Annotated in this window: 16 protein-coding genes; 7 read left to right on the top strand and 9 right to left on the bottom strand. The window is 61.7% G+C overall.

All coding sequences use genetic code 11. From position 1 onward, the window contains the following. The first annotated feature begins 54 nt into the window (after positions 1–54). Positions 55–1,089, top strand: a complete 1,035-nt coding sequence (selD, locus tag BFN10_RS10770; RefSeq protein WP_071489670.1) for a selenide, water dikinase SelD — start codon at positions 55–57, stop codon at positions 1,087–1,089. After that, complete coding sequence (mnmH, locus tag BFN10_RS10765; RefSeq protein WP_071489669.1) at positions 1,089–2,192, top strand: tRNA 2-selenouridine(34) synthase MnmH; 1,104 nt, start codon at positions 1,089–1,091, stop codon at positions 2,190–2,192. The genes selD and mnmH overlap by 1 nt, the downstream gene beginning before the upstream one ends. Here mnmH and BFN10_RS10760 read toward each other — a convergent pair. Continuing rightward, the gene (locus BFN10_RS10760) at positions 2,182–3,237 is read right to left on the bottom strand and encodes a permease (RefSeq protein WP_071489749.1); all 1,056 of its coding nucleotides are present in this window, start codon (positions 3,235–3,237) and stop codon (positions 2,182–2,184) included. The two genes, mnmH and BFN10_RS10760, sit on opposite strands and share 11 nt — an antisense overlap. Positions 3,238–3,281: 44 nt before the next feature. Beyond that, entirely contained in the window at positions 3,282–3,983 is a 702-nt protein-coding gene (locus BFN10_RS10755; protein ID WP_071489668.1) for a histidine phosphatase family protein, read from the bottom strand. 258 nt (positions 3,984–4,241) lie between these two features. Here BFN10_RS10755 and BFN10_RS10750 point away from each other — a divergent pair, with 258 nt between their 5' ends. The 4 genes from BFN10_RS10750 to BFN10_RS10735 all read left to right on the top strand — a co-directional run bounded on the left by BFN10_RS10750 (position 4,242) and on the right by BFN10_RS10735 (position 8,046). Continuing rightward, on the top strand, positions 4,242–4,940 hold the full coding sequence (locus BFN10_RS10750) for a glutathione S-transferase N-terminal domain-containing protein (protein WP_071489748.1): 699 nt from the start codon (positions 4,242–4,244) through the stop codon (positions 4,938–4,940). Positions 4,941–4,943: 3 nt separating this feature from the next. Further along, positions 4,944–5,786 (top strand): PhzF family phenazine biosynthesis protein, encoded by an 843-nt coding sequence (locus tag BFN10_RS10745; RefSeq protein WP_071489667.1) that lies wholly within the window; start codon positions 4,944–4,946, stop codon positions 5,784–5,786. A gap of 117 nt (positions 5,787–5,903) precedes the next feature. Next, complete coding sequence (gene hemB / locus BFN10_RS10740) at positions 5,904–6,878, top strand: porphobilinogen synthase (RefSeq protein WP_071489666.1); 975 nt, start codon at positions 5,904–5,906, stop codon at positions 6,876–6,878. Between the two features lie 82 nt (positions 6,879–6,960). Then, the gene (locus BFN10_RS10735) at positions 6,961–8,046 is read left to right on the top strand and encodes a DUF1615 domain-containing protein (protein ID WP_071489665.1); all 1,086 of its coding nucleotides are present in this window, start codon (positions 6,961–6,963) and stop codon (positions 8,044–8,046) included. A 225-nt stretch (positions 8,047–8,271) separates the two neighbouring features. On the opposite strand, the gene BFN10_RS29895 is transcribed toward BFN10_RS10735, so the two are convergent. The 4 genes from BFN10_RS29895 to BFN10_RS10720 form a co-directional block, all read right to left on the bottom strand. Next, positions 8,272–8,403 carry a hypothetical protein gene (locus BFN10_RS29895; protein ID WP_256575431.1) on the bottom strand — a complete coding sequence of 44 codons (132 nt, stop codon included), beginning with the start codon at positions 8,401–8,403 and terminating at the stop codon, positions 8,272–8,274. A gap of 126 nt (positions 8,404–8,529) precedes the next feature. Then, positions 8,530–9,711 (bottom strand): acetyl-CoA C-acetyltransferase, encoded by a 1,182-nt coding sequence (locus tag BFN10_RS10730; protein WP_071489664.1) that lies wholly within the window; start codon positions 9,709–9,711, stop codon positions 8,530–8,532. 11 nt (positions 9,712–9,722) lie between these two features. Further along, positions 9,723–10,382 (bottom strand): CoA transferase subunit B, encoded by a 660-nt coding sequence (locus BFN10_RS10725; protein WP_071489663.1) that lies wholly within the window; start codon positions 10,380–10,382, stop codon positions 9,723–9,725. 34 nt (positions 10,383–10,416) lie between these two features. Beyond that, positions 10,417–11,115 carry a CoA transferase subunit A gene (locus BFN10_RS10720; RefSeq protein ID WP_058425579.1) on the bottom strand — a complete coding sequence of 233 codons (699 nt, stop codon included), beginning with the start codon at positions 11,113–11,115 and terminating at the stop codon, positions 10,417–10,419. 133 nt (positions 11,116–11,248) lie between these two features. Here BFN10_RS10720 and BFN10_RS10715 point away from each other — a divergent pair, with 133 nt between their 5' ends. Continuing rightward, entirely contained in the window at positions 11,249–12,154 is a 906-nt protein-coding gene (locus BFN10_RS10715; protein ID WP_071489662.1) for a LysR family transcriptional regulator, read from the top strand. Between the two features lie 61 nt (positions 12,155–12,215). Here BFN10_RS10715 and BFN10_RS10710 read toward each other — a convergent pair whose 3' ends face one another. From BFN10_RS10710 to BFN10_RS10700, 3 genes are all read right to left on the bottom strand, one after another. Continuing rightward, on the bottom strand, positions 12,216–12,545 hold the full coding sequence (locus BFN10_RS10710; RefSeq protein WP_025854475.1) for a hypothetical protein: 330 nt from the start codon (positions 12,543–12,545) through the stop codon (positions 12,216–12,218). A 634-nt stretch (positions 12,546–13,179) separates the two neighbouring features. Continuing rightward, positions 13,180–14,025 carry an NAD-dependent protein deacetylase gene (locus tag BFN10_RS10705; RefSeq protein WP_071489661.1) on the bottom strand — a complete coding sequence of 282 codons (846 nt, stop codon included), beginning with the start codon at positions 14,023–14,025 and terminating at the stop codon, positions 13,180–13,182. A gap of 8 nt (positions 14,026–14,033) precedes the next feature. Further along, positions 14,034–14,474: a CBS domain-containing protein gene (locus BFN10_RS10700; RefSeq protein WP_071489660.1), complete on the bottom strand. Its 441-nt coding sequence runs from the start codon at positions 14,472–14,474 to the stop codon at positions 14,034–14,036. Between the last annotated feature and the right edge of the window lie 52 nt (positions 14,475–14,526).

Below are 14,526 nucleotides of genomic sequence, written 5' to 3'. Positions count from 1 at the left end.
GCCGGCTTTTTGCTGTCTGTTAGAATTCGCGCACTTGATAGCGTGAGGTCCTACATGAACGAGCCGATTCGTCTTACCCAGTACAGCCACGGCGCGGGGTGTGGCTGCAAGATATCGCCCCAGGTGCTGGAAGTGATCCTTGCCGGCAGCGGCGCACAGAACCTCGACCCCAAGCTGTGGGTGGGCAACGCTTCGCGTGACGATGCGGCGGTGTACGCCATCGACGACGAGCGCGGCGTGGTCTCCACCACCGACTTTTTCATGCCGATTGTCGATGATCCCTTCGATTTCGGCCGGATTGCTGCCACCAATGCCATCAGTGATATCTACGCCATGGGTGGCGATCCGCTGATGGCCATCGCCATTCTGGGCTGGCCGGTGAACGTACTGGCGCCGGAGATTGCCCGCGAAGTGATCCGCGGCGGCCGCTCGGTGTGCGACGCAGCCGGGATTCCTCTGGCGGGCGGGCATTCCATCGACGCCCCGGAGCCGATCTTCGGCCTGGCCGTGACCGGCATCGTGCAAAAGCGCCATATGAAGCGCAACGACACAGCCACCGCCGGTTGCCGGTTGTATCTCACCAAGCCCATCGGCATCGGCATCCTCACCACCGCCGAGAAGAAGGGCAAATTGCGCGAGGCGGATATCGGCCTGGCCCGGGACTGGATGTGCACCCTGAACAAGCCCGGCAGCCGTTTCGGCAAGTTGGCGGGGGTGACCGCAATGACCGATGTCACCGGTTTCGGCTTGTTGGGCCACCTGGTGGAAATGGCTGACGGCAGCGGCCTGACGGCGCGCATCGAGTACAACAAGGTCCCACGCCTGGCCGGGATCGAGGACTACCTGGACCAGGGGTGCATGCCCGGCGGCACCTTGCGCAACTTCGACAGCTATTCGAGCAAGCTCGGACGCCTGCAGGAGCTGCACAAGCGCGTACTGTGCGACCCGCAGACCAGCGGCGGCCTGTTGATCGCCGTCACGCCCGAGGGCGACGCCGAATTCCACCGCATGGCGGCTGAACTGGGCCTGGTCCTGGAACCTATCGGCGAGCTGCTCGAACGACAGACCCACGCGGTTGAGGTGATTTGATGGCAACCGATATCACCGACTACCGCGACATTTTCCTCAATGATCGGCCAATGATGGATACCCGCGCGCCGATCGAGTTCACCAAGGGCGCGTTCCCGGGGGTGATCAACCTGCCGCTGATGACCGACGACGAACGCCAGCGCGTCGGCACCTGCTACAAGCAGCAGGGCCAGCAGGCCGCCATCGTGCTCGGGCATGAGCTGGTGTCCGGCGCTATCAAGGCCGAGCGTATCGAGCAGTGGGCGCGGTTCGCCCAGGCCAACCCCGAGGGTTACCTCTACTGTTTCCGTGGCGGGCTGCGTTCACAGATCGTGCAGCAATGGCTCAAGACCGAAGCCGGCATCGAGTATCCCCGTGTCGGTGGCGGCTACAAGGCCATGCGCACCTTTTTGCTGGAGACCGTCGAGCACGCCGCCACGCAGTGTGACTTCGTGCTGCTGGGCGGTATGACTGGCACCGGCAAGACCGAGGTGCTCGGCCAGTTGCGCAATGCCCTGGACCTGGAAGGTCATGCCAACCATCGCGGCTCCAGCTTCGGCAAACGCGCCACGGCGCAGCCGTCCAACATCGACTTCGAAAACCGCCTGGCCGTGGACCTGCTGAAAAAGCGTGCTGCGGGTATCGAGCAGTTCGTGGTCGAGGATGAGAGCCGCATGATCGGCAGTTGCGCGCTGCCGCTGGCGTTGCACAAGGGCATGCAGACGTTCCCGATGGTGTGGCTGCAGGACAGCGTAGAAGGGCGGGTCGAGCGCATCCTGCGCGACTATGTGGTGGACCTGTGCGCCGAATTTATCGCGGTGTTTGGCGACACCGGCCAGGCGCTGTTTGCCGAGCGCCTGACCCAGAGCCTGGGCAATATCCATAAACGCCTGGGCGGCGAACGCTTCCAGCGGTTGCAGGCGATCTTGCAGGCGGCCCTGGCGGAGCAGGCGCGCAGCGGTGATGTGGACCTGCATCGCGCCTGGATCGAAGGGCTTCTGCGCGAGTATTACGACCCGATGTACGCCTTCCAGCGCGAAAACAAAGGCGCACGGATCGAGTTCGCAGGGGAGCAGGGCGCCGTGGTGGAATATTTGCGCGCACGCGCGCCGATCAGAGGATAGCCGCGCCGATCAACCCACACACCACCCCAACCAGCATCGTCAACCCCGCCACCGTCACCAGCACCCGCGCATCGAAGTCCTTGCGCAGCATCAGCAGCGACGGCAGGCTCACACTCGGCAGGGTCATCAGCAAGGCCACGGCCGGGCCGGTGCCCATGCCCAGGGTCATCATGGTTTGTACGATGGGGATTTCGGCAGCGGTGGGAATCACGAACAACGTGCCGACAATCGCCAGAGGCACCAGCCATGCCAGGCTGTTGGCCATGGCGCCGTCGACATGGGGGAACAGCCAGACGCGCGCGGCACCCAGGATCAGCACGGCCAGGATGTACACCGGGATCGTGCTCCAGAACAACTGCCACAGGGTCCGCAGCCAACGGCCCAGGAACGGCTGGGACTCAACCACACTGACCTCGGCCACCGCGCCCAGAGCCGCTTCCGGCACCTGGTCCGGGCGGGCGATACGTTGCGCGATCAGGGACACGCCCACCACCAGCACAATGCCCGCCACCAGCCGCAATGCGGTGAAGCCCCACCCCAGCACGAAGCCCATGAACACCAGCGTCGCCGGGTTCAGCACGGGGTTGGCGATCCAGAACGCGAGTGCCGCGCCCACCGAGACCTGCTGCCGACGCATGCCGGCCGCGACCGGTGCCGCGCAGCAACTGCACATCATCCCCGGCAGGGCGAACAGCCCGCCCCGCAGGGTCGACCCCAGCCCGGCGCGGCCGAACAGGCGCAGCAGCCAGTCGCGGGGGATCAGCACTTGCAGGAGGGAGCCCAGGATCACCGCCAGCACAGCGGCTTTCCAGATCGCCAGGAAGTACACCTGGGCGTACGCCAGCGCGGCCGCCAGGGGCGAGCTTTGCTGATCGTTGAGAATCGAGGCGCCAATGCTGTGGTTATCGGCGGCGACGAAGGCCTTGAGGTAGTAAGGCGACCACTTCACGTAGTAGAGGCCGACGCAGGCGACCAGCAGGAACAGCGCTGGTTTCCACCAGAACGACCAGCCCCGGTTGGGCTGGGTGGAGGCGAGGTTGGGCATGGTGATGATCCGCAGGTGAGTCAATAGCGGCGCATCATACGCCCTCAGCTCTCGGCGCTCACCTGGGTAGGTTCAGGGCAGGTTTCTTCGCCGTTGTTCAGGCCCTGTTTATAGTTGCGGCTCAGCAACGAGGCTTTGCCGTTGTGCCAGGTCAGCGTCAGCACATACAGCGTGTCGTAGTCGCTGCCGGACCAGTCGTCGGTGATGGTGTGTTTTTCGCCGGACGCTTCGCTCGCCACCTTGTTGATCAGCTCCGGCAGATAGCCGTGGGACCAGGCGGTGTAGATGATGGAATTGTGGTACTTGTCTTCCACCAGCTCGTCGGCGAGGGCACTGGTGTCATTCGCGGAAAACTTGATGTTCACCGGCAGGCCGAGCTTGATCGCGCTGGGGCTGATGGTCATCAGCGGGCGAATATAGCTGTAGGAATTGTCTAGTTCGCCTTCCTCCACATTGCGTGTCGGGTTGGCGGCGAACACGAAATTGGCCTTGCCGAACTTCTCTGGCAAAACCGTGGCCAGGTTCATCGCCCGGTTGAGGCCCTGGCAATTGAGCTGGCCCAGGCCACCGGCGGGTTTTTCACCGTGGCGCAGGAAGACCAGGGTTTGCACGCCGTCAACCTGGTCGGCGTTGCTGATCCGTGACTCCAGGCTCAGATCGATAGCGCCGCCAACCAACAAGAGCGGCAACAGGATGTATGAATAGCGTTTCAGTCGTTGCACAAGGCGCAGAGGCTTGATCGTCATTGTAAGTTCGAGTCTTCATGCGTCACGTTAAGGCAGACACGCCTGGCCACTATGACGCCTGGGGCGCCTGCGGTGTTCCCTGTCGAGATAGCGAGGTGCCTCCATTCACCGCTTGAGCTCAGTTAAGAGTGCACGAGGGCGTATTGGTTCGCCCTGACGACATAATAGCTGGCGGTTGTTGCGTATTGATGACCCATGCAGGACGCTCGCCGGATGACTATCATGGGGGCTTTCAGCACACACACACAGGGCTTCCCGATGAACCCACTCGCTGCTTTCCCGATCAACAGCAAATGGCCTGCCCAGCATCCGGAGCGCCTGCAACTGTACTCGCTGCCGACCCCCAACGGGGTAAAAGTGTCGATCATGCTCGAAGAGCTCGGCCTGCCCTATGAAGCGCACAAGGTCAGCTTCGAGACCCAGGACCAACTCTCTCCCGAGTTCCTGTCGCTGAACCCCAACAACAAGATCCCCGCGATCATCGACCCCAATGGCCCCAGCGGCCAGCCGTTGGCGTTGTTTGAGTCCGGCGCGATCCTGATCTACCTGGCGGAAAAATCCAGCCAGTTGCTCTCCGAGGATCCGGCGACACGTTATGAAACTATTCAGTGGCTGATGTTCCAGATGGGCGGTATCGGCCCGATGTTCGGCCAGTTGGGCTTCTTCAACAAATTTGCCGGCAAGGCCTACGAAGACAAACGCCCGCGCGACCGTTACGCCGCCGAATCCCGGCGCCTGCTGGGCGTGCTGGAAAAACGCCTGCTGGGCCGTACGTGGATCATGGGCGACGAGTACAGCATCGCCGACATCGCCACCTTTCCGTGGGTCCGCAACCTGATCGGCTTCTACGAATCCGGTGACCTTGTAGGCATTGCCGACTTTCCCAATGTACTGCGCGCTCTGGACGGTTTCGTCGCACGGCCGGCGGTGATCCGTGGCCTTAATATTCCGAGTTGAAGCATGCCGACATTCGATTTCAAACAGCTGGACGTGTTCAGCCGCGTGGCGCTCAAAGGCAACCCGCTGGCGGTGGTGTTTGGCGCCGACAGCCTGAGCGACCAACAGATGGCGGACTTCGCCAATTGGACCAACCTCAGTGAAACCACGTTTTTACTGACGCCGCGTGATCCTCGGGCTGACTACCGGGTGCGAATTTTCACCACCTTGACGGAGCTGCCTTTTGCTGGACACCCGACGCTCGGCAGTTGTTATGCCTGGCTGCAGGCAGGTGGTATTCCCAAGGGCGAGGAGATAATCCAGGAGTGCGAAATCGGCCTGGTGCGTATCCGTCGCCAAGGCGATGAACTGGCATTTATCGCGCCGCCATTATTGCGCGCCGGTGCCGTGGACGCGCCGTTGCTGGAGCGCGTGCGCCTGGGCTTGGGCCTGGAGCCCGGGGCCATCGTGCGCAGCCAGTGGGTGGACAATGGCGCTGGCTGGCTCGCGGTAATGCTGGCAGACCGTGACCAGGTCCTGGCGTTGCAGCCGGACTATTCGCAACTGCTGGGGCTGGCCGTGGGCGTGATCGCCCCCTGTGACGGCGGTCGCGACGATGTGGATGCGCAATTTGAGGTGCGTGCCTTTATCGCAGGCGATGGCGCGCAGGAAGACCCGGCCACCGGCAGCTTGAATGCGGGGCTTGCGCAATGGTTGCTCGGCGAGGGCCTGGCCCCCGAGCGCTATGTGGTCAGCCAGGGCACGGCAATTGGCCGGGCAGGGCGGATCCACGTTGAGCGCCAGGGCACTGAAATATGGATGGGTGGCGCCGTGTCGGTGTGCATCGACGGGCGTGTACAGCTCTAGATCAATAAATTATTACCGCCCCCGCAATACACTATTGGCCCCTCGGCGTTTGTGCTGCCGGGGCCTGGGGGCATAAGCTTTCGCCCCAAAGATTTTCTGCCTTGCGATAGGACCACCATGACCAGCCAGTTCCCCCAAGCCCGCCCACGCCGCCTGCGCCGCTCCCCGGAGCTGCGTGGCCTGTTCCAGGAAACCGAATTCACCCTCAACGACCTGGTGCTGCCGATCTTCGTCGAAGAAGAAATCGACGACTTCGTGCCAATCACCAGCATGCCGGGCGTGCAGCGCATCCCTGAGAAGAAACTGGCCGGCGAGATCGAGCGCTATGCCCGTGCCGGCATCAAGTCGGTGATGACCTTCGGCGTGTCCCACCACCTGGACGCCAGCGGCAGCGACACCTGGAAAGAGCGCGGCCTGGTCTCGCGCATGTCGTCGATCATCAAGGACGCTGTGCCGGAAATGATCGTGATGTCCGACACCTGCTTCTGCGAATACACCGACCATGGCCACTGCGGTGTGATGCACGGCGCCCATGTCGACAACGACGCGACGCTGGTCAACCTCGGCAAGCAGGCCGTGGCCGCCGCGCGTGCCGGTGCCGATGTCATTGCCCCTTCGGCGGCGATGGACGGCCAGGTCCAGGCGATCCGCCGCGCCCTGGATGATGCGGGCTTCACCCATATCCCGATCATGGCTTACTCGACCAAATTCGCCTCGGCCCTCTACGGACCGTTCCGCGAAGCCGGCGGCAGTGCGCTCAAGGGCGACCGCAAGAGCTACCAGATGAACCCGATGAACCGCCGCGAAGCCATACGCGAATCGCTGCTGGATGAACAGGAAGGCGCGGATGCGCTGATGGTCAAGCCGGCCGGTGCCTACCTCGACATCATCCGCGACATCCGCGAAGCCTCGCGCCTGCCGGTGGCGGCGTACCAGGTGAGCGGCGAGTACGCGATGATCAAGTTCGGTGCCCAGGCCGGGGCGATTGATGAGGACCGTGTGGTGCGTGAAACCTTGGGCTCGATCAAGCGCGCGGGTGCGGACTTGATCTTCACCTACTTCGCGATGGACCTGGCGTTGGCGGGGATCTAGAACCACAACAGGTAAAATGTGGGAGGGAGCTTGCCCCCTCCCACATCAACAATGCCCGGCCCATCGTCGCCAAGGAAGCCCCATGTATTCAAGCCGCCTGATCCTGTGCCTTGCCACTTTGCTGGTACTGGCCGGTTGCTCCACCACGCGCAACCCGCAACAGCCGCAGCGCAGCGAGGCCGAGGTGAAAGCGCAGATCGTGCGCCTGCTGCCGACCAAGGTGGCTGACCGCGAGGGCTGGGCCCAGGACATCTACACGGCCTTTGACACCCAGAACATCTACCCCAGCACGGAAAACATCTGCGCCGTGCTGGCGGTGACCGAGCAGGAGTCGACCTATCAGGTCGACCCACCGGTGCCAGACATGGGCAAGATCGCCCAGGATGAAATCCTGCGGCGTGCCGGCAAAGTCCATGTGCCGGCGTTTGTCGTGCGCAGCGCCCTGCAACTGCGCTCGCCCAGCGGCAAGACCTACGCCGACCGCCTCAATGCTGCGCGCACGGAGAAGGACCTGAGTGGCATCTTCGATGACTTCATCAGCATGGTGCCCCTGGGCAACACGTTGTTTGGTGGTTTCAACCCGGTGCATACCGCAGGCCCGATGCAGGTAAGTATCGACTTTGCGCAGAAACAGGCGCGGGGTTATCCCTACACGGTGGATGGCACAATTCGTCGCGAAATCTTCACCCGTCGTGGCGGCATGTACTTCGGCATCGCGCACTTGCTGGGTTACCCGGTGAGCTACGACCGGCCGCTGTATCGCTTTGCCGATTTCAATGCCGGGTGGTACGCCAGCCGTAATGCCGCGTTCCAGGCTGCCGTCAGCCGTGCTTCGGGCACCGAGTTGGCCTTGGACGGAGATCTGATTCGCTACGGCTCGCTGCTGCCCGGCACCACCGAGTTGGCGGTGCGTTCATTGGGGGCCAGGCTGGACATGCGCAACCCCAGCATCCGCAGTCAGCTGGAGCAGGGCGAGCAATTGGATTTCGAGGACACCACCCTCTACAAGCGCGTATTTGCCCTGGCCGACAAGGCCGCCGGCAAGCCGATGCCACGGGCCATCCTGCCGGGCATCGTGCTCAAGAGTCCCAAGATCACCCGTAACCTGACCACGGCGTGGTTTGCCCAGCGGGTCGACGAGCGTTATCAGCGCTGCCTGAAGCGCTGATCAGCGTCGAGGTGAGCAGGCTTGCTGTGGTGACCGGGCTTGCTGTGGCAAGCAGGCTTGTTGTGATGACCGGGCTTGTTGTGGCAAGCGGGCTTGCCCCGCGTCGGGCTGCGCAGCAGCCCCAATCAAGCACAATGCGGTGTATCACATACCACTCGGCGGCTCGTTGCGGGTCTGCTTCGCACCCCAACGCGGGGCAAGCCCGCTCGCCACAGGTTCGCACCATCAGAGGAACGAGCTTTGTTCGCCGTTGATCGCCCGTGCGCGGGACTGATCCTTGGGTGAACAGCCTGCCACGGCCAGGGCTGCCAGCAGGAACAGGAGATAGGATTTTGGCTTGCCGTCCAGATGGCGCATTGCGGTTCCTTGGGAGGTATGGGGGAATTTGACGGGGATTAAAGCGGTGCCGCAGACGCGAGGTTGAAGGGTAAAGAAAAGGCCTGGTTTTCGTGGAACCAGGCCCTTTCCATGTTGCTCTTTGAATCAGATGCGTTCGAGCGCCAGGGCTACCCCCTGGCCGCCACCGATGCACAGCGTCGCCAGGCCTTTCTTGGCATCACGCTTGATCATTTCATGCAGCAGCGTCACCAGCACGCGGCAGCCCGAGGCGCCGATCGGGTGGCCGATGGCGATGGCGCCGCCGTTGACGTTGACCTTGTCGGCGTCCCATTCCAGCTCTTTGCCCACCGCCAGGGATTGCGCGGCGAAGGCTTCGTTGGCTTCGATCAGGTCCAGGTCGCCCAGGCTCCAACCGGCTTTGTCCAGGCAACGGCGGGTGGCCGACACCGGGCCGATGCCCATGATCGCCGGGTCGACGCCGGCGTTGGCGTAGCTGGCAATGCGCGCCAGTATCGGCAGGCCGAGGGCCTTGGCCTTGTCGGCGCTCATCAGCAGCACCGCGGCGGCACCGTCGTTGAGGCTGGAGGCGTTGCCCGCGGTGACACTGCCGTCTTTCTTGAACGCCGGTTTCAGCTTGCCCAGGGATTCGGCGGTGGTGCCGGCGCGGGGTTGCTCATCCACGGTGAAGGCCACCGGGTCGCCTTTGCGCTGGGGGATCAGGATCGGTGTGATCTCATCGACAAAGCGGCCCGCTTCAATAGCAGCGACGGCTTTTTGCTGGGAGGCGGCGGCGAACGCATCCTGGGCTTCACGGCTGATGCCGTACTTGTCCACCAGGTTCTCGGCGGTGATGCCCATGTGGTAGTCGTTGAACGCGTCCCACAGGCCATCGGTGATCATGCTGTCGATCATTTTGGCATGGCCCATGCGCAAACCGGTGCGCGCGGCGGGCAGTACGTACGGAGCCAGGCTCATGTTCTCCATGCCGCCGGCGATGATCACGTCGGCGTCACCGCAACGGATGGCCTGGGCGCCCAGGTGCAGGGCCTTGAGGCCCGAGCCGCAAACCTTGTTCAAGGTCAGGCTGGGCACCGCGTGGGGTAGGCCGGCCAGGATCGACGCCTGGCGCGCCGGGTTCTGGCCTGAGCCTGCGGTGAGGACCTGGCCGAGGATCACTTCATCCACTTCGGCCGGGTCCAGGCCGGTCTGCTCCAGCAGGCGACGGATCACGGCGGCGCCCAGTTCCGGTGCCGGAATGTTCGCCAGCGAACCCTGGAAGCTGCCCACGGCGGTGCGGGTGGCAGCAACAATCACGACGTCTTGCATGGAATCTGTCCTCACTGGAAGTGCATTTCTGGAACGTGGTCCGGGACGATCAGTTTACCGGCGGTCTTGCGCACAATCTCTTCAACGCTGACGCCAGGTGCGCGTTCCTTGAGGACAAAAGCGCCATTTTCGATTTCCAGGTACGCCAGGTCCGTCAGTACACGCTTGATGCAGTGGGCGCCGGTCAGCGGCAGGCTGCATTGGCTGAGCAACTTGGACTCACCGTCCTTGGAGGCATGGGTCATGATCACGATGATGTTTTCTGCACCGGCCACCAGGTCCATGGCGCCGCCCATGCCCTTGACCAGCTTGCCGGGGATCATCCACGAGGCGATGTTGCCTTGTACGTCGACTTCAAACGCGCCGAGTACAGTGAGGTCGACGTGGCCGCCGCGGATCATCGCGAAGGACTCGGCGGACGAGAAGATCGACGCGCCGATACGCGCGGTCACGGTCTGCTTGCCGGCGTTGATCATGTCGGCGTCGATGGTGTCTTCGGTCGGAAACGGGCCCATGCCGAGCAGGCCGTTTTCCGATTGCAGCATCACTTCCATGCCTTCCGGAATGTAGTTGGCCACCAGGGTCGGAATGCCGATGCCCAGGTTGACGTAGAAACCGTCCTGCATTTCGCGGGCGACGCGTTGAGCCATTTGTTCGCGGGTAAGAGCCATTTTATGTGTCCTTATTGTTCGGGCTGGGGGCGGATTATTTGCGTACGGTGCGCTGTTCGATGCGCTTCTCGAACGTGCCGCAGATGATCCGGTCGACGTAGATGCCAGGGGTGTGGATCTGCGCCGGGTCCAGCTCGCCCGGTTCGACGATTTCTTCGACTTCGACCACGGTGATCTTGCCGGCGGTGGCAGCCAGCGGGTTGAAATTCTGGGCGGTGTGGCGGTAGATGACGTTGCCGAAGTGGTCGGCTTTCCAGCCTTTGACGATGGCGAAGTCGCCGGTGATGGATTCTTCCATCAGGTACGGACGACCATTGAATTCACGGGTTTCCTTGCCTTCGGCCACCGGAGTGCCAACACCGGTGGCGGTGAAGAAGGCCGGGATGCCGGCGCCGCCCGCGCGCATTTTTTCGGCCAGGGTGCCCTGGGGGGTCAGCACCACTTCGATTTCGCCGCTGAGCAACTGCTTCTCGAACAGGGCGTTTTCACCCACGTAGGAGGCGATCACCTTGCTGATCTGCTTCTGCTCCAGCAGCACGCCCAGGCCAAAGCCGTCGACGCCGCAGTTGTTGGATACCACGGTGAGGTCGCGGGTGCCTTTGCGCTTGATCTCGGCAATGAGGTTTTCCGGAATGCCGCACAGGCCAAAACCGCCGGAGAGTACGGTCATGCCGTCTTCCAGGCCCGCCAGTGCTTCCTCGTAGGACGCCACGCGTTTATCGAAACCTGCCATATGCACCTCTTTTATTGTTTGTGGGCCAGCCAATGAACCGAGTGTTGCTCCGACGGATTGATTTGTTAAGTTGTTTTTTAAGGTTGATTGATTTAAAAAACAGCATAGTCGCCTGGCCATTTGGAGTAGCGTCATGACAGTTAAACAGATGCGCGCGTTTCTCGCCGTGGCCCAGAGCCTGAGTTTCGCCGCCGCCTGCGAACGCCTGCACCTTTCCCAGTCGGCACTGAGCTTGACCATCAAGGGTCTGGAAGAAGGCCTGGGTGGGCGCCTGTTCAGCCGTAATACGCGCAACGTCGCGTTGACACCCGAGGGGGAATCCCTGCTGCCGTTGGCGCGCCGCTTGATTGCCGACTGGGACAACACCGAGGACGAACTGCGCCAGCGCTTTACCCTGCAACGCGGGCGGGTCACGGTGGCGGCGATGCCATCGTTCGCGGGCAACTTGCTACCGCCGATCCTGAAGATATTCCGCGCGCGTTACCCGCAGGTGAATGTCACCGTGCACGACTTGATCAACGAGCAGGTGCTGGAAATGGTGCGCGACCGCCAGGTGGAGCTGGGCGTGGCGTTCGAGCCTTCAGACGGTTCGTCGCTGGCGTTCACGCCGTTGTACCTGGATCGCTTCATTGCCGTGGTGCCGGGGGATTCGCCGTTGGTCGAGCTTGATGAAATCGACTGGAAAACCTTGCTGGAGCAGCCGTTCATCACGTTGCAGCGACCTTCGACGGTGCGGGTGATGCTGGAGGAGCATCTGGGGGCGCGGCAGATGAAGTTGCCGGTGGCGCTGGAAAGCCATCAACTGGCGACTGTAGGCAAGATGGTAGCGACGGGGTTGGGTGTCAGCGCCGTCCCCGCATTGTGTGCGCGGCAGATGGAGGAGGCGGGGGCTCATTGCATCACCTTGACCGATCCGGTCATTGAACGACCGATTGGGGTGCTGACCAAACCCGGCCATGAACTCTCGGCGGCAGCGCAGGTGTTGTTTGATATCTTTTGCGACGAAGCGAAGAAGGGACGATTTCCCGCAGTGTTGTAGAGCCGCAATTAAAAAGCCCGCTCGAATCAACAAGCGGGCTTAAATGTTTAATGCGGTGTTATCAGCAGTATCTATCAATCACTTTAACTTGCGATTGGCCCTTGAGATTCTGCCATTCGGTATTAAGTGTGTGGAAGACCTGCTCGATAAAGTTGCGATCGGCGGCTGCTTTCTTGCCGACATAACCCTGGCCACGGCGGTACATCTTCAGGCGCGCCGCCAGTTCACGGTTATTGCGGTCGAACTCGGCTTCTTCGGTGTGGGGCGCCAGGCAGTCAATTTGCACTTCGCCCGATTTGCCAATCCACAGGATATGGTCGTCGAGTGTGTCTTTCTGCGCTGCGAACATCTCAGCCAATTCATCGATAGTTGGTTGGTTGTTCAGATTCATGTGTAAGCCCCTTGACCAGTTGGCGATCTATCAGTTGGTTCGTTAATACTTCGTAAGTTGTCTCCGGTTGCGAAAACCGGGCGTCAGCGACGGTCTGCCGAATACGGGCAGGGTCTTGAACCTGATGCATGTAGTCTTGCTGATGAACTGCTACGCAATGCATTCATAACGAAGACAAGCCGCATTTGAGCGCCTTGTACCGAGCCCTTAGGGCCGGTCAGCTTCATCAATCTGCCTTGTGGGCAGTGCACATCCGGAAAAAACAGCTCGGCGGTCAGACGAACTTGTTCAAAACGCTTGTTGCCAACGCTCCCGATCCGGGAGACGTCTCGATAATGCAAGGACAAAATGGTTACGTCAACGCTTATGTAGTGATTATTTTTGCTCACTACATAAATTGCCGTGGGGACGGGAGAATGCGGGAAAACGTGACTTGGGCGTCATTTTCTGGAAGTGCAGGTCAGGCTGTATAACGCCTGTTGTGGCGAGCGGGCTTGTCCCGCGTTGGGCTGCGAAGCGGCCCCAATAAGAACACTGCGCAGCATCAGGAACTTTTCAGCGCCTGGATTGGGGCTGCTCTGCAGCCCAACGCGGGACAAGCCCGCTCGCCACAAAGGATCTGCGCTTGATTGAGTTACCGTAACCGTTCGACCAAACGCGGCAAAAGTCGCTCGCACTCGGCTTCGATCTTCACCTGCAACAGCTCATCTGCGCGGGTCTTGCCCAGGTTGATGGCGATGACGGGTTTGCCCTGTTCGACCATGGCTTTGCACAGGCGGAATGCCGAATAGGCCATCAGCGACGAACCGACTACCAGCAAGCCCTCGGCATGGCCGACGGCGGCCATTGCCCTGGCTGCTGTCGCCGGTGCTACGTTCTCACCGAAAAACACCACATCCGGCTTCAGGCGCTCGCCATTGCAATGGGGGCAGTGGGGGACCTGAAAGTGTTCTTCAAAAGCAGGGTCGAGCAAGGTGTCTCCATCGGGCGCCTGCACCGCATGGACCTGCGCCAGGTAGGGGTTGTCGATTTCCATCTGCCGCTGAATTGCATCGCGTGCACTGCGCAACTGGCAATCCAGGCACAGCACCCGGTGCAGGCTGCCGTGCAGTTCGATTACATCATGGGTGCCGGCCTGATCATGCAGGGTGTCGACGTTTTGTGTGATCAGCCCGCTGATACGCCCGCGTTGCTGCAATGTCGCCAATGCCAGGTGCGCCTTGTTCGGCTGCGCAATGCGGACCCTCGGCCACCCGAGCATCGCCCGCGCCCAATAACGGCGGCGTGCCTGCGCGGTGGCGAGGAACTCCTGGTACATCATCGGCGCCTTGCCCCGGCGCACGCCGTCACTGTCGCGGTAGTCGGGAATGCCCGACGACGTGCTGATCCCCGCACCGGTCAACACCAGAAAGTGCCGTTCGGCCATGGCCCGATGCAAGGTATCGAGTTGGTTCTCTTGGTGTTTCAGCGTGTCGAGCATGGGCTCCCCTATTCGCCGCGGATGTACTGCTCCAGCTGTTTGATCAGGTCAGCCTGGTCGGCAATGGCTTCCTTGACCAGGTCGCCGATGGACAGCAGCCCCAACAGCTTGCCGTCTTCGACCACGGGCAGGTGGCGCAGGTGACTGTCGGTCATGATATTCATACACTCATCGACCTTTTTATGGGTGTCGACGGTGATCACCGGGGAGCTCATCACCTCATGGACCTTGGTGGTGACCGACGACAGCCCCTTGAGCATGATTTTGCGGGCGTAATCACGCTCGCTGATGATCCCGACCACTACGTCATCCTGGACCACCGGCAAGGCCCCGACGTTTTTCTCCGACATCCGCACCAAGGCTTCAAACACGGTGTGGTCGTGTTTGATGACATGCACTTCCTGGTTTTTCTGGTCCTTGGCTTTGAGCACTTCTGCAACGGTCTTCATGGCGGCCACTCCGGTGTTGTTGTTGGTTAGTCAGGGTCCCACTACAGAATCC

Source organism: Pseudomonas extremorientalis, assembly GCF_001870465.1.
Classification (GTDB): domain Bacteria; phylum Pseudomonadota; class Gammaproteobacteria; order Pseudomonadales; family Pseudomonadaceae; genus Aquipseudomonas; species Aquipseudomonas extremorientalis.
This window is presented reverse-complemented; position numbering and strand designations above follow the sequence as displayed.